This is a genomic window from Parvimonas pharyngis, assembly GCF_046569675.1.
Taxonomy (GTDB): Bacteria; Bacillota; Clostridia; order Tissierellales; family Peptoniphilaceae; genus Parvimonas.
The window spans coordinates 203,607-224,720 of the sequence record NZ_JBKICJ010000003.1 but is presented as its reverse complement, the minus strand read 5'-3'; the positions used below and the strand labels follow the sequence as shown (position 1 = coordinate 224,720).

The window sequence follows — 21,114 nt, the reverse complement described above, 5'->3', positions numbered from 1 at the left end:
ATTTTAAGGTTATACTGTTATAGTATAGATAAAAACACGAGGTGATTTTATGAGAATTTTAATTTGTGAAGATGAAATAGATTTGGCAGATGGTCTAAGTACTATTTTAAAAGGAAATAAATATTCTGTTGATGTTGTTTATGACGGAGAAGAAGCTCTTAATTATTTAGAAGCTGAAAATTATGATGCCGTTATTTTAGATATAATGATGCCGAAAGTTGATGGAATCACAGTTTTAAAGACAATTAGAGAAAATGGAAATAGTATTCCAGTAATTATGCTTACAGCAAAATCACAGCTTGATGATAAGATTATTGGACTTGATAGTGGAGCTGATGATTATCTTACTAAGCCATTTGAAGTTAAGGAACTTCTTGCAAGACTTAGAGCGATAACTAGAAGAAAAGACAATGTTACAGATAATGTTTTAACATTTGGAAATATTACTTTGAATAGAACAACTTTTGAATTATCTTCTAAAAAAGAAAGTTTTAAACTTACAAATAAGGAATTTCAAATGTTGGAAATGCTAATGTCAACACCTTCAAATATAATTTCAGCGGATACTTTTATGGATAAAATTTGGGGATATGATTCAGATTCAGATATAAGTGTTGTTTGGGTTTATATCTCATATCTTAGAAAAAAACTTGCAAAAATGGAAGCTGATGTAGAAATAAAAGTAACAAGAAATGTTGGATATTCTTTGGAGGAGATAAATGGAAAATAAACTTAGGAAGAAGTTTATCTATTTTTCAGTTGGTATTATTTCAATTGTAACTATAATAATTATCGGATTTGTAAATTTTGCTATTTTTTATAATTTGAATAGAAATTCAGATGAATTATTAAAAACTTTGGTTGAAAATAATGGTGTTATGCCAAAGATTGCAATGGTTGAAAATAGTGATTATGATCAAAGGGTATTATATTTAAAAAATATTTCAAATAGATTTTTTACAGTTAGAACAGATGTTCAAAAAAATATTATAACTGTTAATACTGATGATGTATTTTTTACAAGTGCCCAAGAAGCGGTTGAATATGCGAAAACTGTTCTATCAAAAGGTCAAAGTAGAGGTTTCTATAAAGGTTTCAAATATTTAATTGAAGATACAGGTAAGGGAAAACTTATTGCCTTTGTAGATGTTGTAAAAGATTATGGTGTTATTTATTCAAACCTAGGAAATAGTATAATTATAGGTATTGTCGTTTTATTTCTTGTTGCATTATTTTCGTTTCTTTTATCTAAAAAAGCTGTTAGACCAATGGTTCAAGCGTATAAAAAACAAAATGCTTTTATTACAGATGCAAGTCATGAACTAAAGACTCCATTGGCAATAATAAAAACGAGTGCAGATGTACTTGAAATGGAAAATGGCGAATGTAAATGGACAGGTAATATACATAAACAGGTAAATAGGTTAAATGAACTTATTGGTAATTTAATTTCACTTACTAAACTTGATGAATCAGATGAATTAGAAAAATTTGAATTTTCTTTTTCTGATATATTAAGTGAATCTGTAACTGATGTTAAAGATTATGCTTTAAGTTTGAATAAGAATATTGTTGCTAATATAGAAAAAGGAATTTCTTTTAAGGGAAATGAAGAATTAATTAGAAAAGTTATAAATATTCTACTGGATAATTCTATTAAATATGCTAAAGAGAATAGTGATATAAATGTTAATCTTTCAAGACAAAATAGGAGAATTGTCTTTACAATTGAAAATGAAGCAGATAATTTAGAAATTAAAAACTATAATGTGCTTTTCGAAAGATTTTACAGATCAGATAGTTCTAGAAATAGTAAAACTGGTGGTTATGGAATAGGGCTATCAATTGCTCAATCAATAGTTTTAAAGCATAGAGGAAGAATTTCAGCAGATAGTTTTGACGGGAAAAAGATTATTTTTTCAGTTAAATTTTAAAAGAATAAAATTAAGTATTTATTAGAGCTATTATTAAATTAATAGCTCTTTTTTATATAATTAAAAAAGTTTTTGATACTTACTTTTCCTTTTTTGATTAAACAAAGGTGTTTTTCTTATACATCATTTTTTATTCAAATATATTTTTTAAGAAAAATATATTTAAGGTTGATTAAAGGTTGCTTAAGTAAAATGTATTTACACAAAAGAATAAAATTATTTTTTGTATAAAATATAAGGAGGAAATATGAGGGCTAATAAATTGGTAGTTGAATTATTTAGTTTAGCAATACTGTCAGGTTCTTTGGTAGCTTGTAGCAAAAATGCAAGTAATTCAAAGCCACAGTCAATGCAAAATATGAAAATAAATACAACAAAGTCAAATTCAAAGTCAAATATTTTTACCGATGATGATTATAATGCGATTGTTGATGAAAAAAATAGTACAGTTTTAGATTTAAATGATATTTATAATTTAAAAGCAGAAAATGTTAGTATATCTGGAAATATAATTACAATCTCTTCGGAAGGAACTTACATTCTAACTGGAGTGCTTGAAGAAGGACAAATTATAGTTAATGCAAAGGATGAAGATAAAGTTAGACTGGTATTAAAAGAAGTTTCCATAACTTCTTCAAAGGGAAGTCCCATTTTAGTAAAAAATGCTAGTAAAACTATAATAACTCTTGCATCAAATACTAATAATAAATTAGAACTAAAGGGTGATTTTGGTAAAGATAAAAATAAGGATTCGGTTATTTTTTCAAATAGTGATTTAAGTTTTAATGGTACAGGTATTTTAAATCTTTTCTCATCTTATGGAAGAGGAATTGTATCTCAAGATAAAGTTGTCTTTGTAGATGGAAAATATGCACTTGAAACTTCAGGCAATTCTGTAACTTCTAAAAATTCTGTAGCAATAGCTGATGGAAAATATTATATCAAAGCAGGAGATAATGGAACTGCTTTAAAAGTTGACGGTGAAGAAAATAAAGGTAGAGTGTATATTCAAAATGGAGATTTTGATATTTTTGCCGGAAAAGATGGAATTAATTCAAATTCCAATATTACTATAAATAACGGTAATATAAATATAAAAAGTAAAGATAATGGTATTGAAAGTGAAAACATAGACATAAGAGGCGGAAACACAAGAGTTGTTTCGAAAGATGATGGGGTTTTAGCTAGTAGCAAAGAAGATACCAAAACAGACACTTTATATATAAGAATTAATGGTGGAAAAGTTAATGTCTATTCTGAAAAAAATGGACTAAATTCAAAGGGAGACATCTCTATTGAAGGTGGAGAAACTTTTGTTGAAGGTTCAAATAATGAATATTCAGCAATTAGATATGAAGGCAATGCAAAAATAACAGGTGGAACATTTGTTGGAATTGGTGGTGAGTCAAAAATTAAATCTTTTGGAGATTTATCAACTCAAGGAAGTGTTTTACTATATTTTCCTGAAAGCACCAAAGAAAATTTAAAATTAATAGATGATTTTGGAAGAACCTTAATTGAATATAAGCCAACTTCTGAATATAAAAGTGTTATATTAAGTACAAAAGATTTTAGACTAAATAAAAGATATAAATTAGTGGCAGGAGATCAGACTTTGGATGTTTTCTTAGACAAATTAAATTATAAATCTGCCAAAGTTAATGAAAAATAATAGACTAAAAAATAACTGATGATTTAAAAAAAGCTGTGATTACTCACAGCTTTTATTTTTATCTAATATATGAAACAATTTCTCTTTCTTCAATTTTTACCATTCCAAGAGATTTATAAAATTCATTATCTCTAATATCATGAATATCCGTAAAAAGACAAAAAGATCTTACGTCTTTATATTTTTCAGAAACTGCTTTAAACAGATTTGTTCCAATTCCCTGTCTGTAATAGTCGGAATCTACAATCAAATCTTGAACAATAACTATATGCTCGCCATCTCCTAAACAACGAATAAAACCAATTAATTTATTTTGTTCAAAAGCACCTAAAAGATAAATTGAATTTTTAAAAGCTCTTTTTAGTTTTTCGTCATCTTTTAGATATGCCAACCAATTTGCTGATTTATAAATTCTCTTAATATCTTCTAAATATTCATTAAAATCGAATTTTCTTAATTCCATAAATCCTCCTAAATTTCTAAAAGCAATTTAATTCCCTCTCTTAGTTTTTCGTCACTAAGTGTTGCAAAACCTAATAAAATTGATGGAATTTCTCTTTTTGTTCCGTATGAGCTAAGTCCATATACCTTTATCTTTTTTTCTTTTGCTTTTTTTACAATATCTTCTTCATTATAATATTTTGGATACTCTAAAACTAAATGAAGTCCAGCATCTGCACCTCTTATTGTAATATCTTTTCTTTCACTTAGCATATCCATTAATAATTGTCTTTTTTTGGAATAAATTTTTCTCATTCTGTTTAAATGTTTCTCAAATTCTCCAGACTCTATAAAAGTTGTTAGCATTTTTTGAACCATAATTGAAACAGGACAGATAAAATATTTAAAAATCTTATTATATTTTTCGACTAAATCAAAAGGTAAAACCATAAAACTTACTCTGAAGCTAGGAGAAATTGACTTAGAAAAAGAGCCAATATATATTACTTTATCATTGATATCAATTGATTTTAAAGCGGGGACAGGCCTTTTTGAATATTTGAACTCACTATCATAATCATCTTCTATTATGTATTTTATCTTTTTCATATTTAAAAGCTCAACTCGTCTTTGCATATTCATTATAACACCAGTTGGAAACTGATGTGCAGGTGTTAGAACACAAAAATCTGAGTCTGATTTTTTCAATTTTTTTAAATCCATTCCATTTTCATCAACAGAAATAAGATTATACTTAATATCATTTGTATCCATTATATTTGAAAGCATACTATAACCTGGATCTTCAATTCCAAATTTTCCAGAAATTAATTTGAAAATAATTTGAAAAAGGTATTCTGAACCACTTGAAATAACAATTTGAGAAGCGTCAGTCCTAAAACCTCTTGATTTGTTTAGATATTCAGCTATTTGAATTCTAAGAGGAAGATATCCTTGATATTCAACTTTTTCTAATACGTCTTTATTATCAAAAATATTTGAAGAGATTTTTTTAAATATCTTGTAAGGAAATTCCTCGCTTACACCACTATATGAAAAGTCATAGTCTATATTTTCATTTTCTGTTTTTATATAAATTGGTTTATTATCTAAAATATAAAGCTCTCCAACATCCGAAACAAAAAATCCCTGTCTTTCTTTAGAGTAAATAAAGCCTTCTTCTATTAGTTTTGAATAGGCATTATCCACAGTGTTTAATGAAATTTTATATTCCTTTGCTAAATTTCTCTTACTTGGAAGCTTTGTATGAGCTTTATAAGTTCCGTTTATTATTTCAGTTTTAAAATATTCATAAATCTGAATATAGAGAACTCCATTATTTAATATTAACATTCTGGCACCATAAAAAAAGATTATTTTGATACTACAAATAGTATCAATAAATGTATTATACTATATTTGAACAAAATAATCAAAGGAGTGTTTTATATGGAAAACAAACTAACTATAAAGAAAATAACACTAATAGGAGTAATGGCAGCATTAGTATTTGTCGCATCACAAATCCAAATTCGTATACCTCTTGGAGGAAGTGAAACTAGAATTCATATCGGAAATGGATTTTGCCTATTATGTGGTTTAATATTAGGACCAGTAACAGGTGGACTTGCAGCAGGTTTTGGCTCAGCACTTTTTGACCTTTTTGATCCTGTTTATTTACCTTCTGCACCATTTACATTTGCATTCAAATTTTTAATGGCTTTCATCTGTGGAAAAATTGCTTATTCACAAGGAGCTAAAGCTGAAAATTTAAATAAAAATTTAATAGGCTCAATAGTAGGAGCTTTTACTTATGTAATTTTATATCTTTCAAAGAGTTATATTACTGATATTTATGTTAAGGGCTTACCTCAAGCTGGAGCAATTGCAAAAGGACTACAAAGACTTGGTGCTTCAACAACAAATGCTATCGCAGGAGTTGTAATAGCTATTGTTTTAACAAAAGCATTACAACCAATTTTAAAGAAGGTTTTAAGATAGATGAAAATTTTAGTTCTAAATGACTATTGTTGTGTTGGAAACTGTGCTTTAAAAGTTAATATTTCAGTTCTCACACAAAATGGACATGAAGTATTTGGAGTTCCAACAAAAATATTTTCTTCAAATATGAGCTATAAAAATTATATTAGCTTTGATATGCCAAATTTTTCAGAAATAACAAAAAAAGTTTTTGAGATTAAAGATGTTGATGCAATCTATATTGGATTTATTGACAATAGAGAATATTATAATTTTATAAAAGAAATTTTGCAAAATTTTAAAGGAAAAGTAATTTTAGATCCAATACTTGGAGATAATGGAGTGAAATATTCAGGAACAAAAGTTGAACAAATTGAATTTTACAAAGAATTTTTAAAATATACAGATGTAGTAACTCCAAACCTTACAGAAGCAATTTTGCTTACAGATTACAATAAAAACTTTTCTGAAATTAAAAGAGAAGATGTAGAAGAAATAGCGAAAAAAATAAAAAAAATTGGTTCAAAACAAGTTTTAATTAAAAGTTTTGAAGAAAATAACAAGCTAAATACATTTTATCTTTCAGAAAAAAATTCAAAATGGTTTGAAAAAGATAAGATTGAAATAAAGATTTCTGGAACTGGAGATGCTTTATCATCTCTTGTAACAAATGAGTTATTGAAAGATGAAAATTTAGAAAAATCAATTGATAAAATTCAAGATTTATTATATGAAAATATAAAAAATCAAGAAAAATTTGATGGCTTAAATGAAATACAATTAGAAAACTTTAAAATAGGCTTATAGCCTATTTTTTATTGTGAAAAAACGAAATGACGAATAAGACAAATACCTTTATTTAAGAGCAAGACGTTAAAAGTAAACAAACTTCAAATTTTAAAAGAAATATTTTGAAGAATATAAATGGTATCAAAAAATTATTGAAAATTTTATATTAAAAAAAAATACTTCACGTCATAGCACAATGTAGAGAAAAGCCTCAAACACGTCATCTTGAGCGTAGTGAATCTAGCCCTAACTTTGATTACTTGTAAACAAAAGTAGGTCTGACGGGTTAATTGTATCTTAAGATTCAAAGACTCTGGAAATCTCCTAAGCACCATAATTTTTAAACAATTTAATAAGATTATCAAGGACAATTGAACTAAATTAAAAGTATTTTGCAATTAAATTATCATACTTCTTTTTGATTATGATTATTTATTTTAATTAAAGGGTATATTCAAAATAATATAGATAGGAGAGAGAACTATGAAAAAGAAAATTATTGCACTTGGTGCAGTACTTGTATTAGTTATTGGTCTTTTTGTTTTCAAAAATTTCTTTGTAAAAAATAAAGATGAAAACACAAGCAATAATGCAGTTACTGAAAACCAAAATAAAAATACAGATTCTAAAAAAGAATCAAGTACAAATAATGACTCTAGCAAAAAAGAAGAAACAAAAAATGAGTCTAAGTCAAATGAAAAACTTACTTTGGAAAGTTTAAAAAGTCAAAAGAAAGTAATGATTTTAGATTTTAGCCAAGATGGTTGACATGCTTGTGCTATACAGCATAAGGTTTTGGAAAAACTAAGAGAAGAATATAAAGATAGAGTAATTATACAAACTATTAATATTAGAAAAGAAATGGACTTTACGTCACAATTCCCTATAAGAGTAACACCTACATTATTTTACTTTAATGCAGATGGAACACCATTTAAAAGCCCAGAAGAATTAGAATCAAGAATTAACTATGTTGCTTATGAAGATAAAAAATCTGGAGAATTAAAATTCGGTGGTTCAGAGGGAGTTGTTCAATACGAAGATTTAAAGGCAGTTATTGAGGAGATGTTAAAAAATGCTAAATAATTTAGAGAGCTTAATAGGTGATGGTTTAAAATCATTTAGTATCTTTGCTCCAATTTTAGCTTTACTTGGAGGGATACTTACTTCTATTTCACCATGCTCACTTGCTTCAATTCCATTAGTTATTGGATATATGACTGGCACAAAAGAAGATGATACAAAAAGAGCTTTTAAAACTTCCGTTGTATTTGCAATCGGTATGGCTATAACTTATACAACACTTGGAGTTTTAGCGGCATTGTTAAGTAAAATTTTCAATCAATCAGGACAATTTTGGAATTTATTTCTAGGAACTGTAATGATTTTAATGGCATTACAAACTTGGGAAGTAATAAATGTAATTCCAAGTAAAATTTTGACAAATAAAAGTAAAAAGACAGGCTATGTAGGAGCTTTGATCGTTGGAATAATGGCAGGATTATTTTCTAGCCCTTGTTCAACACCAATTTTAGTTGCTTTACTTGCAATTGTTGCTTCAAAAGGAAGTTTGCTTTGGGGAGTGTTATTATTCTTATTATATTCAATAGGAAATAGTATTTTAGTTATTGTTGCAGGAACAAGTACAGGATTTGTTGGTAAAGTGATGTCAAATAAATCTTATGGAAAAATTTCTGATATAGTAAAAATTGTTTTTGGAATAATTATTTTACTAATCGGATTATATTTACTATATCTTGGATTTTAATAAAAATTTTAAGGAGAACATTAGATATGTTCTCCTTTTTATTTTTAAAAGTGCTATAATTATATATGAAAATAGATACAATTAATGAAATAAGGAATGAGTAAGAATAATTTACTAATTGGAAAAGCAGAGAATGAAAAAATAATTTCAGGAGATATGTTTACTCTTGAATGGATAAAAGAAATTGATACTAAGTTACTAACTATGATTGCAGTTTCTGGAGTTTATCAATATTTTTATAAAGAAAAAATTGTGGAAATGATTAAAAAATGAAATCTTTTCTTCCTAAAGGGGAGTTGATCTTTGATGCGACTAACACAAAAGGACTTAAAATTGCAAATAGATATGTTAAGAAAACTGGTAATGTAAATGCACAAATGTATTTTAGTATAGATAATGTAACTGAGTTTACAAAGCTAACAGATACAAAATTAATAGATGTTCAAGGCTTTTTTGCTAGAGCATTGAAAATCTGTTCAAATGCAAAAATAATAACTAAACTATTTATGTATTTTTCAGATAAGTGGAATAGGACAAAGGTTATTCATTTGAAATTAAATTAATGGAGAAGTTATGGACAAGTTTATTATTTTAGGGATATTAATTTTACTTGGATTAGTATTTTTATATTTAATGTTTAATCCGCCAAAAAGAAAAAAATATAATTTAAAAAGGTTAACTTTTAATAATGAAAATAATTTTTCTTGTAAAACTCTTGGAAACGAGCTGTTTATAGCAAAAAGTAGTAGAAAGTTTATATTACCAACAGAATTTGACCTATGGACTGAGATTGTTCTTTTTGAAAACGGCATTGTATTTAAAATAAATAATAAGGAAAAGAAGTTATATTTTTCTGAAATAAATGAGATAGAGCCAATACTGATTAATTCATTTTTTGTAAAGGGTAAATATTTTGGGTATATATTTAATTGTAAAGGTGATAGTATTATTGTAAAAAGTAATGATATAAAAGATTTAGAGTTATTTATGGAAAAACTTTTTGAACTTTTTCCTAAAGAAATGATAGAAAAAGTACAATAATATGATTTATTAAGTAAGAACAACTAATAAGTTTGCTTTAACTATTAGTAGAAAAGAATAAGTAATTTAAAATTTATTAAAAAATTTGAATTTTTTAATAAAAAGTATAAGGAGGAATTCAAAATGAAAAAACAAATTAAAACAACACATGCTATTTTCCCTATGCCAGTATTAATGGTATCTACTTTTAATGAAGATGGTACAGTTGATGTGATGAATGCAGCTTGGGGAACTATGGTTTCTTATGATATGGTAGCTTTAAATTTAAGTGAAGGTCATAAAACTGTAGAAAACATAAAGAAACGTAAAGGATTCGTCATTCATATAGCTGATGCAAAACATGTGGTTGAAGCAGATTGGTTTGGTGTAGTTAGTGGAAAAGAAGAAAAAGATAAGTTTGCAAAGTCAGGTATGACTTTTACAAAATCAGAAATTGTGGATGCTCCTATTATCAATGAATTTCCAATTGCAATAGAATGTGAATTCGTAGAATATCAAAGCGATACTACTGGTCTTGGAGTTATTGGAAAAGTAGTTAGAACTTCCGTTGAAGAAGCAAATTTAAAGGGAGATAAGGTGGATATTGACTCACTAGAAGCAATTGCTTTTGATCCTTATACAAATGGTTATTATAAAGTAAGTGGAAGAGTTGGCGAAGCATATAAAGATGGATTAAAACTTAGATAAATCTTTTTGCCAATATAAAATAATAAATTACAGTAAATTAAGAAACAGTAAATTGAAAAATATTTACTGTTTTTTTTCTTTCAAATTCTATAATATGACAATTAATGTCAGGTTGTGATATAATAGTCATAGGTGATGTTAAGAAATGAGAGATAGTAGATTATTTAGAATATTATATTATGTTTTGGAAAAGGGAAAAGTTACAGCAAATGAACTTTCTGAAAAATTTGAAGTATAAGTGATATGTATTCAGGTGGATTTTATCCATTTCCAGATAAAGAAACACTTTGGGCTTGGTGGGCAAGACATATATATTTTAATAGATATATAGAACCTGCAAAACCAGTTTATAGAGATTTACTTTCTATTGTAAAAGATAAAGAATATTTTGTTATAACAACAAATGTAGATCATCAATTCCAAAGAGCAGGTTTTGATAAAAAAAGACTTTTTTATACTCAAGGTGATTATGGCTTATTCCAAAGTGTAAATCCACAAAACCAAAATACTTATGATAATGAAGATTGGGTTATTAAAGCCATCGAAGCTCAAGGTTTTAAGAAAAATTCAGAAGGTATTTTTGAAGTTCCGAAAAATAATGAGATTTCAATGAAAATTCCGACTGAGTTAATTCCAAAATGTCCCGATGATTCGGATGTAACTATGAATCTTCGTGTGGATAGTTATTTTGTAGAGGATGAAGGTTGGCATAGAGCATCTAAAGCATATTCTGATTTTCTTGAAAAATATAAAGATAAACATATACTCTTTTTAGAATTAGGAGTTGGAAATAACACACCAGTAATTATAAAATATCCTTTCTGGCAAATGACAATGGAAAATAAAAATGCAGTATATGCTTGTATTAACTATAACGAAGCATTCTGTCCAACCCAAATAAAAGATAGAAGTATTTGCATTGACGGTGATATTGGAGATGTGTTAAAGAAAATTATGAAATAAAAAGAATACTCAAAAGAGTATTCTTTTTTTTGTTGATGTATCTTCGATACATTCACTTATTCTTGTAAACAAGAATAAGTATGAGATTTCTCGACTTCGCTCAAGATGACGTATAAGGAAGAATCTTCGCTTAGGAGCTTAACGTTAAAAGTAAATAAGCATCAAATTTCAAAAGAAATATTTAAAAAAATATAAAAGGTATCAAAAAAATTATTGAAAATTTTATATAAAAATAAAATAAATCACGTCATAGCAAAAAGCAAAGTAAATCCCCCAACACGTCATCTCGACTGGAGCAACGCGAAATGGAGAGATCTTCTAAAGCACCCTGCCATTAAATTTATTAAAAATAAAAAAATTTTTTCATTTCATAAATATTTCATTTTCATTTCATAAACATTTCATAAATCCAGTTTAAAATATCTTTTGTGAAGAAAATCATTGTAATAAGAGGGGAGCGAAATAAGATAGTGGTTAAAAATGCGATAGCATATGTTTTAAGAAAAAAGAATAGAACATTAATTGTTTTTATTATTTTAACAGTTGTACTTTCTTGTTTATATGCTTGTTTAAATATACTAAAATCTGGAACTAGCATGGAGAAGTCTTTATACAAATCATCGAATTCTTCTTCATCTATAACTAGAAAAGATAGCAATGGTTATTTTGATAGAAATGAATTTAAAAAAATTGATGATATTAAAGAAATTGCAGAAACTATTAATCATTATGAGGGATTGGCTAGATTACATAATGCAAATGTTGTTGAAAGTGGTCAACAAGTTACTAGAGATGATATTCCAAATGAACTTAAAAATATTGTTGCAATTCAATCTACAAGTAATGTAAAAAGAGATGTTTTGTTTAGTAGTGGAGTGTTTTCTATTAAAGAGGGAAGAAATTTAGAAAAAAATGATAAGTTTAAAATTTTAGTTCATGAAGAATTTGCAGAACATAACAATTTAAAACTTGGTGATAAAGTTAGTTTAGAATTTGTTAATACAAATGAAATGTCTAAAAGCAATAAAAAAACTGAATTTGAAATAGTTGGTATTTTTACTGGAAAGAAACAGGAAAATCAAACAGGCTTGTCTTCTGATTTAAGTGAAAATATGATGTTTACTGATTATGATTCGGCACAAAAGGCTTTGAATATTGAAGGAAAAGAACTTGTAAATAAGATAACATTTTTTACAGATACTCCTGAAAAAATGGAAGATGCTATAAATAAGGTTAAGGAACTTAATATTAATTGGAGCAATTACACTGTTGATAAAGACTCAAATGCTTTTAAGGAAGTGTTAGAATCTTTAAGTGGTGTTAAGCATATTATTAAAATAATGACTTATTCAATAATGATTGGTGGCTCGGTAGTTCTTTCACTGATTTTGATTTTATGGCTAAGAGAAAGAATATATGAAATTGGAATATTGTTATCTATTGGAGTAAATAAATTTAAAATAATTACTCAATTTATTTTAGAATTAGTTTTTATCTCTATTCCTGCAATTGTAGTTTCTTTAATAACTGGAAATATAGTTGTAAATCAAATTATTGGTGGGTTGATTAGTTCGGAAGATACTGCATCAATTCCTTCAAGTTTTGCAAGTAGTGGATTTAGTGTAGAAAATTTAATAACTTTTGTTCAAAGTTATGGAATTTTATTGTTAATTATTGTTTTATCGGTAGTTTTCGCATCAGGTTTAATTTTAATAAAAAAACCAAAAGAAATATTATCACAAATTAGCTAGGAGGAAGTAATGAATACTTTAGAAATAAAAAATGTAACATATAGTTATGCGAATTCAAAAGAAAAAGTTTTATCTTTAATAAATCAAAGCTTTGAGCTTGGAAAATTCTATGCAATTATTGGAAAGTCTGGAACAGGAAAGTCAACATTACTTTCATTAATGGCTGGTCTTGATAAACCAAATAGTGGAGAAATTTTATTTAATAATGAAAATATAGAAAAAACAGGTTATAGTAACCATAGAAAAAACAATATTTCTCTTGTTTTTCAAAACTATAATCTAATTGATTATTTATCACCATTAGAAAATATTAGACTTGTAAATAGTAAGGCGTCTGAAGATATTTTACTTGAATTGGGACTTGATAGAAGTCAAACAAGAAGAAATGTTATGAAACTTTCTGGTGGGCAACAACAAAGAGTTGCCATTGCAAGAGCTTTAGTATCAGAAGCACCTGTTATTTTAGCTGATGAACCTACTGGAAATTTAGATGAAGCAACAGCTGGAGAAATAATAGATGTATTGAAAAAGCTTGCTAAAGAGAGAAATAAATGTGTAATAGTTGTAACTCATAGCAAGGAAGTTGCAAGTGCAGCTGATATTATACTAGAACTTAATAACAAAAAGTTAAAAGAAGTTAAGAAAAGTAATTAGGAGGTAAACCATGTTAAAAAATGCTTTTGCATATGTAACTAGAAAGAGTTTAAAATCTTTAATTATATTATTAGTTATCTTATCTATGTCAACTCTTAGCTTGATTAGTTTGTCAATAAAAGATGCTACAAATAAGGCCTCAGAAGAAACTTTTGGAAATATTACAAATAGTTTTACAATGGAGATTAATAGAAGAGTAAATCAAGGTACACCAAGAGGTGGTGGTAATGTAAGAGGTCAAGATATTAAAAAAATCGTTGATTCGGGATATGTTGATAATTATGTTAAAAGAATAAATAGTGTTGCTGATTTAGATGATAATTTAAGTATCGTAGAAGCGCCTGGAACAGAAGCTAATCAATCTGCTGAAAGGGCGAAAAATTTCAAAAGAACGGTAATGCTAACTGGTGTTAATAATTCAACAAAAGAAACAAAATTTGTTTCAGGTGTATATAAACTAGTTGAAGGGGAACATTTAAATAGCGAAGATAAAAATAAAATATTAATGCATAAAGACTTAGCTGCAAAAAACAATTTAAAAATTGGGGATAAGATTAAATTAAAATCTAATATCTATGATGCAGATAATGAAAAGGGTGCAAATGAAACTGTAGAAGTAGAAATCAAAGGACTTTTTGATGGACATAATAAAGGTGGAGTAACTTACTCACAAGAACTTTATGAAAATACAATAATTACAGATATTCATACTGCAGCGAAAGTATATGGAAATACAGAAGATACAGCAACATACCAAGATGCTACATTCTTTGTAAAAGGAAATAAAAATTTAGATGATGTTATAAAAGACCTTAAGAAATTAGATATAAATTGGAGAGCATATAATTTAATTAAGAGTTCTTCAAACTTCCCTGCATTGCAAAAATCAATATCAGGTATTTATGCAATTGCAAATCAACTGTTTGCAGGATCCTTAATATTTGCAGGCATAGTAGTTACTTTACTATTATTCTTGTGGATGAATGCCAGAAAGAAAGAAATAGCAGTACTATTATCAATAGGTATGTCTAAAACAAAAATATTTGGACAATTTGCTATTGAATTAATTTTAGTTACAATACCAGCATTTATTGGTTCATATTTCTTGGCCGGATATACAGGAAAAATTCTTGGAAATAGTATTTTAAAAAGAGTTACCGGAAGTATTGCGAAACAAATTGCAAAACAATCAACTTCAACTAAATTGGGAGGAGGGGCTGAAGTTGATGGATTTAATAAGACACTTACTAGCTTGAATGTTACTATTAATCCGAAATCCCTTCTTTATGTAGTATTATTCATGTCATTAATACTTGTAATCGCGTTAGCAATATCTTCATTAAATATATTACGAAAGAAACCAAAAGATCTATTGATAGACACTAAATAGTTTAATTGGACGATTTCATAATATTATTTTCCGTAAAAATTATCGATGTTTTCATCGATAATTTTTATTTTATATGGTATACTTATTATAGTTATTTATTTTAAAAAGGAGGATCTATGAGAATACTTGTTGTCGAAGATGATCAAATTATCAGAGAAGGAATTTCTGAATACTTATCTGAATTCGGCTATGATATTGTTCAAGCAAAAGATGGACAGGAAGCCTTGTTAAATTTTGATAGATATGAAATTAATCTAGTAATCTTAGATATTCAAATTCCGTTTTTAAACGGATTAGAGGTTTTAAAAGAAATCAGGAAAAAAAGTGAACTTCCGGTTCTAATGCTAACAGCTTTTAATGATGAGGAATACAAGATAAATGCTTTTTCAAGTTTAGCTGATGGATATATGGAAAAACCATTTTCATTGCCAGTTTTAAAGGTTAGAATAGATTCTTTAATAAAAAGACATTTCGGAAATCATAAAAAATTTGAATATAATAATGCAGAAGTAGATTTTACAAGCTATTCAGCAAAATTTAACGGAGAAGATGTTGATATTAATGCAAAAGAACTTGAAATCTTAAAATATTTATTAGAAAATGAAGGGCAAGCTCTTACTAGAACACAGATAATAGATAATGTTTGGAAAGAGACAGATGAAATTCCTTTTGATAGAGTAATTGATGTCTATATAAAGGAGTTAAGAAAGAAACTAGGCTTAGATTGTATAGTAACAATCAGAAATGTTGGATATAAATTGGAGAGAAAATGAAGAATTTAAAGATATTTCCAAAAATGTTCTTACAAACTTTTGGAATTCTTGGAACAGTAATTATTTTAATACATTTGTTAGTATTTTTTATTTTTCCAAGAACTTATTTAGAGACTAGAAAGCAAGAACTTTATTCAAAAGCTGATGAAATTTCTAAGAATGTTAAAGGACAGGATTTGAATTTTGTCGAACAGTCTTTAGAATTTTATTCAAAAAGCAGTGATATAAAAGTCTTTATAAAGGGACAAAATAGAGAAAATGAAGTTAAGATTGGTGATGACATCAATATTGACTTAAAAAGTGAAAATAATTCCTTAATAATTGAAGAAAGGGAAGTCGAATTAAAAAATGGCGAAAAAATCTCGATTCAATTTATTTCTACTGCTGATATGAATAAAGATGCAAAAGAATTGAGTTTTAAATTCTTGCCATATTCATTGTCTATTTCATTTCTATTTTCAATTATAGTTTCGCTTATCTATGCAAAGGCGATAACAAACAATATAAAAGAAATAAAAAATGTTACTAAAAAAATGATGAAATTAGATAGAGATGCATATTTGAAGATTAAATCAACAAATGAAGTTGGAGAATTAAAGGAACATATTAATAATTTATATAGCACTCTATTAGAATTAATTGACGATTTAGAAATAAAAAATGAAGAGATAATTAAATTAGAAAAGTTGAAATACGACTTTTTTAGAGGTTCATCACATGAGTTAAAAACTCCACTTGCAAGTTTGAAAATAATATTAGAAAATATGAAATACAATATTGGAAAATACAAGGACAGAGACTTATATATAGGAAATTGTATTGATATAGTTGACAATCTTACAAGAAGTATCTCACAGATGTTATCTGTTTCATCTTTTGAACATTTGAAAAATGATGAAGAAATAATAGTTGTAAATGATATATTAGAAGATGTGCTTAAACAGTATAAATTACTTGCAAATCAAAAGAATATAGAGATAAAAAATGAATTAAGTACAGAAAAAATCTATATAGGAATAACTGCACTAAAAATCGTACTATCTAATTTGATAAACAATGCTGTAAAATACTCTGACGAAGGTGGAGTAATCAACATTGGAACTAAAGATGATTGGCTTTATATTGAAAATTCATACAAGGACAATGAAGACTTAGATATTAATAAAATATTTGAAATAAATTTCAGTCTAAATAAAGAAAATAGCAATGGTTTAGGCTTGTATATCGTGAAAAATATTCTATTTAACTACGGAATAAAATACAAAGTAGAGAAAAGTGAAATAGGAATTGTATTTTTAATAGAGCTGTCAGGCAATATGGATAAATAAATTTTTGATTTTATATTTATATTATTATAAGTCTATTTGCTTATAACGTCTAGCTACTAATCGAAGATATCTCTTTATACGTCATCTTGAGCGAAGTGAAACGTTGACAATCTAGCCCTAACTTAGATTATTTACTTGTAAATAATCTATAGTAGGTCTGACGCAAAGATTGTCCAAATCTTTGATTTGGATACAATCGACTGTGAAGATCTCATACTTTTGATTGTGAACAATCAAAAGTAAAATGTATCGTAGATACATCAACTACCTAAACAGTAAAATTATTTTTTAAAAAATTATGAATATAAACTTTACACAAAAAAGCAGACATTTTAGTCTGCTTTTTTATTGTGCGTATGTTTCGTTTATATTTTCATCATGTTGTTTTAATAATTTTTTTCTTATTACTAAATAGCAACAGATATGTGCTGTGGTTGTCAATGCCCATGAAATCGGATATGAAATATAAAGTGATTCTTGAGTTCTATATATTTGGAAAATTGAAAATATCCAAATAATTCTAAATAGGCAAGCTCCTGTCAATGAAACAATCATTGGCAAAATAGAATAGCCCATACCTCTTAGAGATCCAACTGTTACGTCCATAAGTCCACATAGTAGGTAAGTAGCTGAAACAATTTTCATTCTATTAAGTCCATACATAATAACTTCTGGATTGTCGGTGAATATTCCAAGTAGGATATTTCCTAAAGAGTATGCTCCAACACCCATTACAAATCCTACTACTGTAACAATTCCAAGACCTTGTAAAAGTATTTTATCTATTCTATGATATTTTTTTGCACCCATATTTTGACTTGTAAAGCTTAGAGTGGATTGGTAAATTGCATTCATTGACATATATACAAAACTTTCAATATTAATAGCTGCTGTATTTCCCGCTATTACAAGGCTTCCAAATGTATTTATTGAAGATTGAATTAATACATTTGATATACTAAATATGATACCTTGAAGACCAGCAGGAAGTCCTATTCTTAAAATATTTTTAACTTTATCTCTTTGTAATCTAATTTTTTTAAAATCTAAATGCATATATCCAACACTGTTTTTCAAAAAATTAATTAGCATAAATGCTGATACATATTGAGAAATTATTGTTGCAATAGCAACACCTGCAACACTCATATCTAATACTATAACGAAAAATAAATTTAATATTACATTTAAAATTCCTGATACAATTAAAAAGTAAAGTGGTCTTTTTGTATCTCCGATTGCTCTTAAAAGGGCAGCACCGAAATTATAAATTGCTCCAGCGGGGCTTCCCAAGAAGATTATTTTCATATAAAGTGCTGATAAGTCAATGATTTCATCAGGAGTTCCCATAAGATGTAGCATTGGCTTTGAAACTAAAATACCAACAAAAAGTAAAATAGTTCCAGAAATAAGAGCAAGACCAATTGCGTTATGAACAGTGTCTGATGCATTATCATAATCTCTTGCACCACAATATTTTCCCATAACAACACTTATTCCCATTGAAATTCCAATTAACAAACTAATAAGTAAATTAATTAGAGATGAAGTAGCCCCAACTCCTGCAAGTGCAGTACTTCCGGAAAAACGACCAACAACTATTATATCTATTGTATTAAAAAGTAATTGAAAAACACTTGTAAAAATAATAGGAATTGAGAATAGTATCATTTTTTTTAAGGTTTTTCCATTTATCATATCAACTTCATTGCTTTTTACCATTATATCCTCCCAAAAAATTAAAATAACATTATATTTAAAAATAATATCACATATTCAAAAGTTTTGCAATGAAAAAAAATAAGCAAAATTAATTTTTTAGTTTATTATGAATAAAGCATGGTATTAATAAGGTAAATAGATATAATTAAAATATTAGTTTGTTTAGTATTATAATTTATTTTTAAATATAAATTAGAGGAGGTTAATTTATGATTTGGTCACTTATAGTTGGAGGGTTAATAGGTTTTATAGCTGGAGGAATAACAAGAAAAGGTGGAGCCATGGGAATAATCGCTAATATAATAGCAGGATTGTTAGGGTCATACGTTGGACAAGCAGTATTTGGAACATGGGGTCCTGACTTAGCTGGTATGGCAATAGTTCCATCTGTATTAGGAGCAGTAATTGTTATTGCTGTAGTATCATTTTTCTTTGGTAAAAAAGAATAATTTATAGAATATTTTAAAAAGTATATCTATAAGATTATTGATGAGTATATTTTTATTGAAAAAAATAAAGATGAAAAATACGAAAAATTCTTGAAAAATCATATTTGTTCTACTTTTGTTGAAACAGTAAAATGGTGGATAGGTAATAAAATGGAGGAGAGTCCAGAAGAAATTTCAGATTATTTCTTTAGAGTTATCGATCCAGTAATCTAAATATTAAAATAAAAAAAGTGTAGATTTTATCTACACTTTTTAAGTTGAATTGTTATGACTTATAAGTCTTAGAATGCAGGAACAACAGCTCCGTTGTAAGTTTTGTTTATAAATTCTTTAACTTTTTCGCTTTGTAATGCTTTTAAAACTTTTTTATAAGTTTCGTTGTTTTCATCACCAGTTCTAACTGCTAAGAAGTTTGCATATGGTGAATCTTTTCCTTCTATTAATTTTGCATCTTTAGTAGGGTTAAGACCAGCTTCAATTGCATAGTTTCCGTTAATTACAGCACCATCAAAATCTTTGATAACTCTTGGTAATTGAGCAGCTTCAACTTCTGTAAATTGAATGTTCTTTGGATTTTCAGCTATATCTTTAACACTTGATAAAATGTTAGTGTTGTCTTTTAATTTAATGATTCCGTTTTTATCAAGTAAGATTAATGCTCTTGCTCCGTTTGATGGGTCATTTGGAATTGCAATTTTAGCGCCATCTTTAATTTCAGATTGTCCATTTAAGTATAATCCCATTGGTTCAACGTGAACATTTCCAAGTGGTGAAATTTTAGTTCCTTTTTCTTCATTGAATTTGTCTAAATATGGTTTATGTTGGAAGAAGTTAATATCTAATTCTTTTCCATCTAACGCTAAGTTAGGTTGAACATAATCAGTGAAAGTAACAATTTCAAGTTTAATTCCTTCTTTTTCTAAATCTTCTTTAACTAATTCAACTAATTTTTGATGAGGTTCTGGTGATACACCAATTTTTACAACCTTAGTTTCTACTTTTTTTTCTTCTTTCTTTTCTGAAGATTTGTTATCTGAGCTCTTTGCTCCACATGCTGTTGTTAAAACAACAACTAAGCCTAATGCTAATGCTAATAATTTCTTTTTCATATTTTTTTCTCTCTCCTATATACTTATTTTTTTGTTAATTCTTTTGGAAATATAATTTCCTAAAAGTTGAATAATTTGAACTAATAATATTATAATGACAACTGGGACTGTCATTTGTACATAATCAAATCTGTGATAACCATAAGTGATAGCTAAGTCTCCAAGACCTTGAGCACCTACAGTTCCTGCCATAGCTGAATATCCAATTAAGTTTATAACTGTTAAAGTAATTCCATTTACCAAAGTTGGTAAAGCTTCAGAAAGCATTACTTTAATAATTTCCTTATCGCTTGAACCTATTGAAATGCTTGCTTCTAGAGTTCCGTAATCAACTTCTTTTAAAGCATTTTCAAAAATTCTTGCAACAAATGGTATTGCTGAAACTGTTAATGGGATAATAGCAGCAGTTGGACCAGTCATTTTATTTATTAAAGCTTTTGATATTGGTAAAATATAAATTATTAAAATTAAAAATGGGACTGATCTAAAAAGATTTACAAAAAAGCTTAAAACTGAATAAACAAATTTATTTCTCTTTATTCCATTTTTATCTGTAACTACCAATACAATTCCTAAAAAGCCACCAATAATAGTTGAAAATAGTGATGAAAAGAACACCATGTAAATTGTTTGAAATGTTGCTTTTAATAATGAATTCGACAT

25 protein-coding genes are annotated in these 21,114 nt (G+C 27.2%); 20 read left to right on the top strand and 5 right to left on the bottom strand.

The annotated features are described in order from the left end of the window. The first annotated feature begins 49 nt into the window (after positions 1 to 49). The 3 genes from ACLGL0_RS05175 (at position 50) to ACLGL0_RS05165 (ending at position 3,606) form a co-directional block, all read left to right on the top strand. Positions 50 to 730 (top strand): response regulator transcription factor, encoded by a 681-nt coding sequence (locus ACLGL0_RS05175; RefSeq protein WP_411013892.1) that lies wholly within the window; start codon positions 50 to 52, stop codon positions 728 to 730. Next, positions 720 to 1,934 carry a sensor histidine kinase gene (locus tag ACLGL0_RS05170; protein ID WP_411013891.1) on the top strand — a complete coding sequence of 405 codons (1,215 nt, stop codon included), beginning with the start codon at positions 720 to 722 and terminating at the stop codon, positions 1,932 to 1,934. Before ACLGL0_RS05175 ends, ACLGL0_RS05170 begins: the two co-directional genes overlap by 11 nt. A gap of 247 nt (positions 1,935 to 2,181) precedes the next feature. After that, positions 2,182 to 3,606: a carbohydrate-binding domain-containing protein gene (locus ACLGL0_RS05165; RefSeq protein ID WP_411013890.1), complete on the top strand. Its 1,425-nt coding sequence runs from the start codon at positions 2,182 to 2,184 to the stop codon at positions 3,604 to 3,606. 58 nt (positions 3,607 to 3,664) lie between these two features. Here ACLGL0_RS05165 and ACLGL0_RS05160 read toward each other — a convergent pair whose 3' ends face one another. Together ACLGL0_RS05160 and pdxR are read right to left on the bottom strand one after the other, a co-directional pair. After that, entirely contained in the window at positions 3,665 to 4,069 is a 405-nt protein-coding gene (locus tag ACLGL0_RS05160; protein WP_411013889.1) for a GNAT family N-acetyltransferase, read from the bottom strand. 8 nt (positions 4,070 to 4,077) lie between these two features. Continuing rightward, positions 4,078 to 5,400: a MocR-like pyridoxine biosynthesis transcription factor PdxR gene (gene pdxR / locus ACLGL0_RS05155; RefSeq protein ID WP_411013888.1), complete on the bottom strand. Its 1,323-nt coding sequence runs from the start codon at positions 5,398 to 5,400 to the stop codon at positions 4,078 to 4,080. 96 nt (positions 5,401 to 5,496) lie between these two features. On the opposite strand from pdxR, the gene ACLGL0_RS05150 reads away from it, so the two are divergent. From ACLGL0_RS05150 to ACLGL0_RS05075, 15 genes are all read left to right on the top strand, one after another. Beyond that, the gene (locus tag ACLGL0_RS05150) at positions 5,497 to 6,048 is read left to right on the top strand and encodes an ECF transporter S component (RefSeq protein ID WP_411013887.1); all 552 of its coding nucleotides are present in this window, start codon (positions 5,497 to 5,499) and stop codon (positions 6,046 to 6,048) included. Further along, entirely contained in the window at positions 6,049 to 6,834 is a 786-nt protein-coding gene (locus tag ACLGL0_RS05145) for a bifunctional hydroxymethylpyrimidine kinase/phosphomethylpyrimidine kinase (RefSeq protein WP_411013886.1), read from the top strand. Positions 6,835 to 7,299: 465 nt separating this feature from the next. Beyond that, entirely contained in the window at positions 7,300 to 7,584 is a 285-nt protein-coding gene (locus ACLGL0_RS05140; protein WP_411013885.1) for a hypothetical protein, read from the top strand. A gap of 27 nt (positions 7,585 to 7,611) precedes the next feature. Continuing rightward, positions 7,612 to 7,902, top strand: coding sequence for a YbbN family protein (locus tag ACLGL0_RS05135; RefSeq protein WP_411013884.1), 291 nt, complete (start codon positions 7,612 to 7,614; stop codon positions 7,900 to 7,902). Beyond that, positions 7,892 to 8,584 carry a cytochrome c biogenesis CcdA family protein gene (locus tag ACLGL0_RS05130; protein ID WP_411013883.1) on the top strand — a complete coding sequence of 231 codons (693 nt, stop codon included), beginning with the start codon at positions 7,892 to 7,894 and terminating at the stop codon, positions 8,582 to 8,584. Before ACLGL0_RS05135 ends, ACLGL0_RS05130 begins: the two co-directional genes overlap by 11 nt. A gap of 96 nt (positions 8,585 to 8,680) precedes the next feature. Then, positions 8,681 to 8,857 (top strand): hypothetical protein, encoded by a 177-nt coding sequence (locus tag ACLGL0_RS05125; protein WP_411013882.1) that lies wholly within the window; start codon positions 8,681 to 8,683, stop codon positions 8,855 to 8,857. Further along, a complete protein-coding gene (locus ACLGL0_RS05120) occupies positions 8,854 to 9,147 on the top strand; it encodes a hypothetical protein (protein ID WP_411013881.1) in 294 nt (97 codons plus the stop codon). Before ACLGL0_RS05125 ends, ACLGL0_RS05120 begins: the two co-directional genes overlap by 4 nt. A gap of 10 nt (positions 9,148 to 9,157) precedes the next feature. Continuing rightward, entirely contained in the window at positions 9,158 to 9,625 is a 468-nt protein-coding gene (locus tag ACLGL0_RS05115) for a hypothetical protein (RefSeq protein ID WP_411013880.1), read from the top strand. A 123-nt stretch (positions 9,626 to 9,748) separates the two neighbouring features. Next, positions 9,749 to 10,312 carry a flavin reductase family protein gene (locus tag ACLGL0_RS05110; protein WP_293440335.1) on the top strand — a complete coding sequence of 188 codons (564 nt, stop codon included), beginning with the start codon at positions 9,749 to 9,751 and terminating at the stop codon, positions 10,310 to 10,312. Positions 10,313 to 10,555: 243 nt separating this feature from the next. Further along, the gene (locus ACLGL0_RS05100) at positions 10,556 to 11,275 is read left to right on the top strand and encodes an SIR2 family NAD-dependent protein deacylase (RefSeq protein ID WP_411013879.1); all 720 of its coding nucleotides are present in this window, start codon (positions 10,556 to 10,558) and stop codon (positions 11,273 to 11,275) included. Positions 11,276 to 11,745: 470 nt separating this feature from the next. Then, complete coding sequence (locus tag ACLGL0_RS05095; protein WP_411013878.1) at positions 11,746 to 13,026, top strand: ABC transporter permease; 1,281 nt, start codon at positions 11,746 to 11,748, stop codon at positions 13,024 to 13,026. A gap of 9 nt (positions 13,027 to 13,035) precedes the next feature. Further along, complete coding sequence (locus ACLGL0_RS05090) at positions 13,036 to 13,680, top strand: ABC transporter ATP-binding protein (RefSeq protein ID WP_314559030.1); 645 nt, start codon at positions 13,036 to 13,038, stop codon at positions 13,678 to 13,680. A 10-nt stretch (positions 13,681 to 13,690) separates the two neighbouring features. Further along, positions 13,691 to 15,070 (top strand): ABC transporter permease, encoded by a 1,380-nt coding sequence (locus ACLGL0_RS05085; RefSeq protein ID WP_233056547.1) that lies wholly within the window; start codon positions 13,691 to 13,693, stop codon positions 15,068 to 15,070. 116 nt (positions 15,071 to 15,186) lie between these two features. Then, positions 15,187 to 15,843, top strand: coding sequence for a response regulator transcription factor (locus ACLGL0_RS05080; protein WP_411013877.1), 657 nt, complete (start codon positions 15,187 to 15,189; stop codon positions 15,841 to 15,843). Beyond that, positions 15,840 to 17,171: a sensor histidine kinase gene (locus ACLGL0_RS05075; protein ID WP_233056545.1), complete on the top strand. Its 1,332-nt coding sequence runs from the start codon at positions 15,840 to 15,842 to the stop codon at positions 17,169 to 17,171. Before ACLGL0_RS05080 ends, ACLGL0_RS05075 begins: the two co-directional genes overlap by 4 nt. A gap of 345 nt (positions 17,172 to 17,516) precedes the next feature. Here the strand turns inward: ACLGL0_RS05075 and ACLGL0_RS05070 are convergent, their stop codons facing one another. Continuing rightward, positions 17,517 to 18,893, bottom strand: coding sequence for an MATE family efflux transporter (locus tag ACLGL0_RS05070; protein WP_411013876.1), 1,377 nt, complete (start codon positions 18,891 to 18,893; stop codon positions 17,517 to 17,519). A 209-nt stretch (positions 18,894 to 19,102) separates the two neighbouring features. Here ACLGL0_RS05070 and ACLGL0_RS05065 point away from each other — a divergent pair, with 209 nt between their 5' ends. After that, positions 19,103 to 19,342: a GlsB/YeaQ/YmgE family stress response membrane protein gene (locus tag ACLGL0_RS05065; RefSeq protein WP_411013875.1), complete on the top strand. Its 240-nt coding sequence runs from the start codon at positions 19,103 to 19,105 to the stop codon at positions 19,340 to 19,342. A 3-nt stretch (positions 19,343 to 19,345) separates the two neighbouring features. Next, positions 19,346 to 19,555, top strand: coding sequence for a TetR-like C-terminal domain-containing protein (locus tag ACLGL0_RS05060; RefSeq protein WP_314559055.1), 210 nt, complete (start codon positions 19,346 to 19,348; stop codon positions 19,553 to 19,555). 68 nt (positions 19,556 to 19,623) lie between these two features. On the opposite strand, the gene ACLGL0_RS05055 is transcribed toward ACLGL0_RS05060, so the two are convergent. Then, complete coding sequence (locus ACLGL0_RS05055) at positions 19,624 to 20,451, bottom strand: MetQ/NlpA family ABC transporter substrate-binding protein (RefSeq protein ID WP_411013874.1); 828 nt, start codon at positions 20,449 to 20,451, stop codon at positions 19,624 to 19,626. 15 nt (positions 20,452 to 20,466) lie between these two features. Beyond that, positions 20,467 to 21,114 (bottom strand): methionine ABC transporter permease, encoded by a 648-nt coding sequence (locus tag ACLGL0_RS05050; protein WP_411013873.1) that lies wholly within the window; start codon positions 21,112 to 21,114, stop codon positions 20,467 to 20,469.

Excerpts from the sequence above, each read along its gene's own strand:
- ACLGL0_RS05175 (WP_411013892.1), top strand. The coding sequence starts at position 50 with ATGAGAATTTTAATTTGTGAAGATGAAATAGATTTGGCAGATGGTCTA.
- ACLGL0_RS05170 (WP_411013891.1), top strand. The coding sequence starts at position 720 with ATGGAAAATAAACTTAGGAAGAAGTTTATCTATTTTTCAGTTGGTATT.
- ACLGL0_RS05165 (WP_411013890.1), top strand. The coding sequence starts at position 2,182 with ATGAGGGCTAATAAATTGGTAGTTGAATTATTTAGTTTAGCAATACTG.
- ACLGL0_RS05160 (WP_411013889.1), bottom strand. The coding sequence starts at position 4,069 with ATGGAATTAAGAAAATTCGATTTTAATGAATATTTAGAAGATATTAAG.
- pdxR (WP_411013888.1), bottom strand. The coding sequence starts at position 5,400 with ATGTTAATATTAAATAATGGAGTTCTCTATATTCAGATTTATGAATAT.
- ACLGL0_RS05150 (WP_411013887.1), top strand. The coding sequence starts at position 5,497 with ATGGAAAACAAACTAACTATAAAGAAAATAACACTAATAGGAGTAATG.
- ACLGL0_RS05145 (WP_411013886.1), top strand. The coding sequence starts at position 6,049 with ATGAAAATTTTAGTTCTAAATGACTATTGTTGTGTTGGAAACTGTGCT.
- ACLGL0_RS05140 (WP_411013885.1), top strand. The coding sequence starts at position 7,300 with ATGAAAAAGAAAATTATTGCACTTGGTGCAGTACTTGTATTAGTTATT.
- ACLGL0_RS05130 (WP_411013883.1), top strand. The coding sequence starts at position 7,892 with ATGCTAAATAATTTAGAGAGCTTAATAGGTGATGGTTTAAAATCATTT.
- ACLGL0_RS05125 (WP_411013882.1), top strand. The coding sequence starts at position 8,681 with ATGAGTAAGAATAATTTACTAATTGGAAAAGCAGAGAATGAAAAAATA.
- ACLGL0_RS05120 (WP_411013881.1), top strand. The coding sequence starts at position 8,854 with ATGAAATCTTTTCTTCCTAAAGGGGAGTTGATCTTTGATGCGACTAAC.
- ACLGL0_RS05115 (WP_411013880.1), top strand. The coding sequence starts at position 9,158 with ATGGACAAGTTTATTATTTTAGGGATATTAATTTTACTTGGATTAGTA.
- ACLGL0_RS05110 (WP_293440335.1), top strand. The coding sequence starts at position 9,749 with ATGAAAAAACAAATTAAAACAACACATGCTATTTTCCCTATGCCAGTA.
- ACLGL0_RS05100 (WP_411013879.1), top strand. The coding sequence starts at position 10,556 with ATGTATTCAGGTGGATTTTATCCATTTCCAGATAAAGAAACACTTTGG.
- ACLGL0_RS05090 (WP_314559030.1), top strand. The coding sequence starts at position 13,036 with ATGAATACTTTAGAAATAAAAAATGTAACATATAGTTATGCGAATTCA.
- ACLGL0_RS05085 (WP_233056547.1), top strand. The coding sequence starts at position 13,691 with ATGTTAAAAAATGCTTTTGCATATGTAACTAGAAAGAGTTTAAAATCT.
- ACLGL0_RS05080 (WP_411013877.1), top strand. The coding sequence starts at position 15,187 with ATGAGAATACTTGTTGTCGAAGATGATCAAATTATCAGAGAAGGAATT.
- ACLGL0_RS05075 (WP_233056545.1), top strand. The coding sequence starts at position 15,840 with ATGAAGAATTTAAAGATATTTCCAAAAATGTTCTTACAAACTTTTGGA.
- ACLGL0_RS05070 (WP_411013876.1), bottom strand. The coding sequence starts at position 18,893 with ATGGTAAAAAGCAATGAAGTTGATATGATAAATGGAAAAACCTTAAAA.
- ACLGL0_RS05065 (WP_411013875.1), top strand. The coding sequence starts at position 19,103 with ATGATTTGGTCACTTATAGTTGGAGGGTTAATAGGTTTTATAGCTGGA.
- ACLGL0_RS05055 (WP_411013874.1), bottom strand. The coding sequence starts at position 20,451 with ATGAAAAAGAAATTATTAGCATTAGCATTAGGCTTAGTTGTTGTTTTA.
- ACLGL0_RS05050 (WP_411013873.1), bottom strand. The coding sequence starts at position 21,114 with ATGTCGAATTCATTATTAAAAGCAACATTTCAAACAATTTACATGGTG.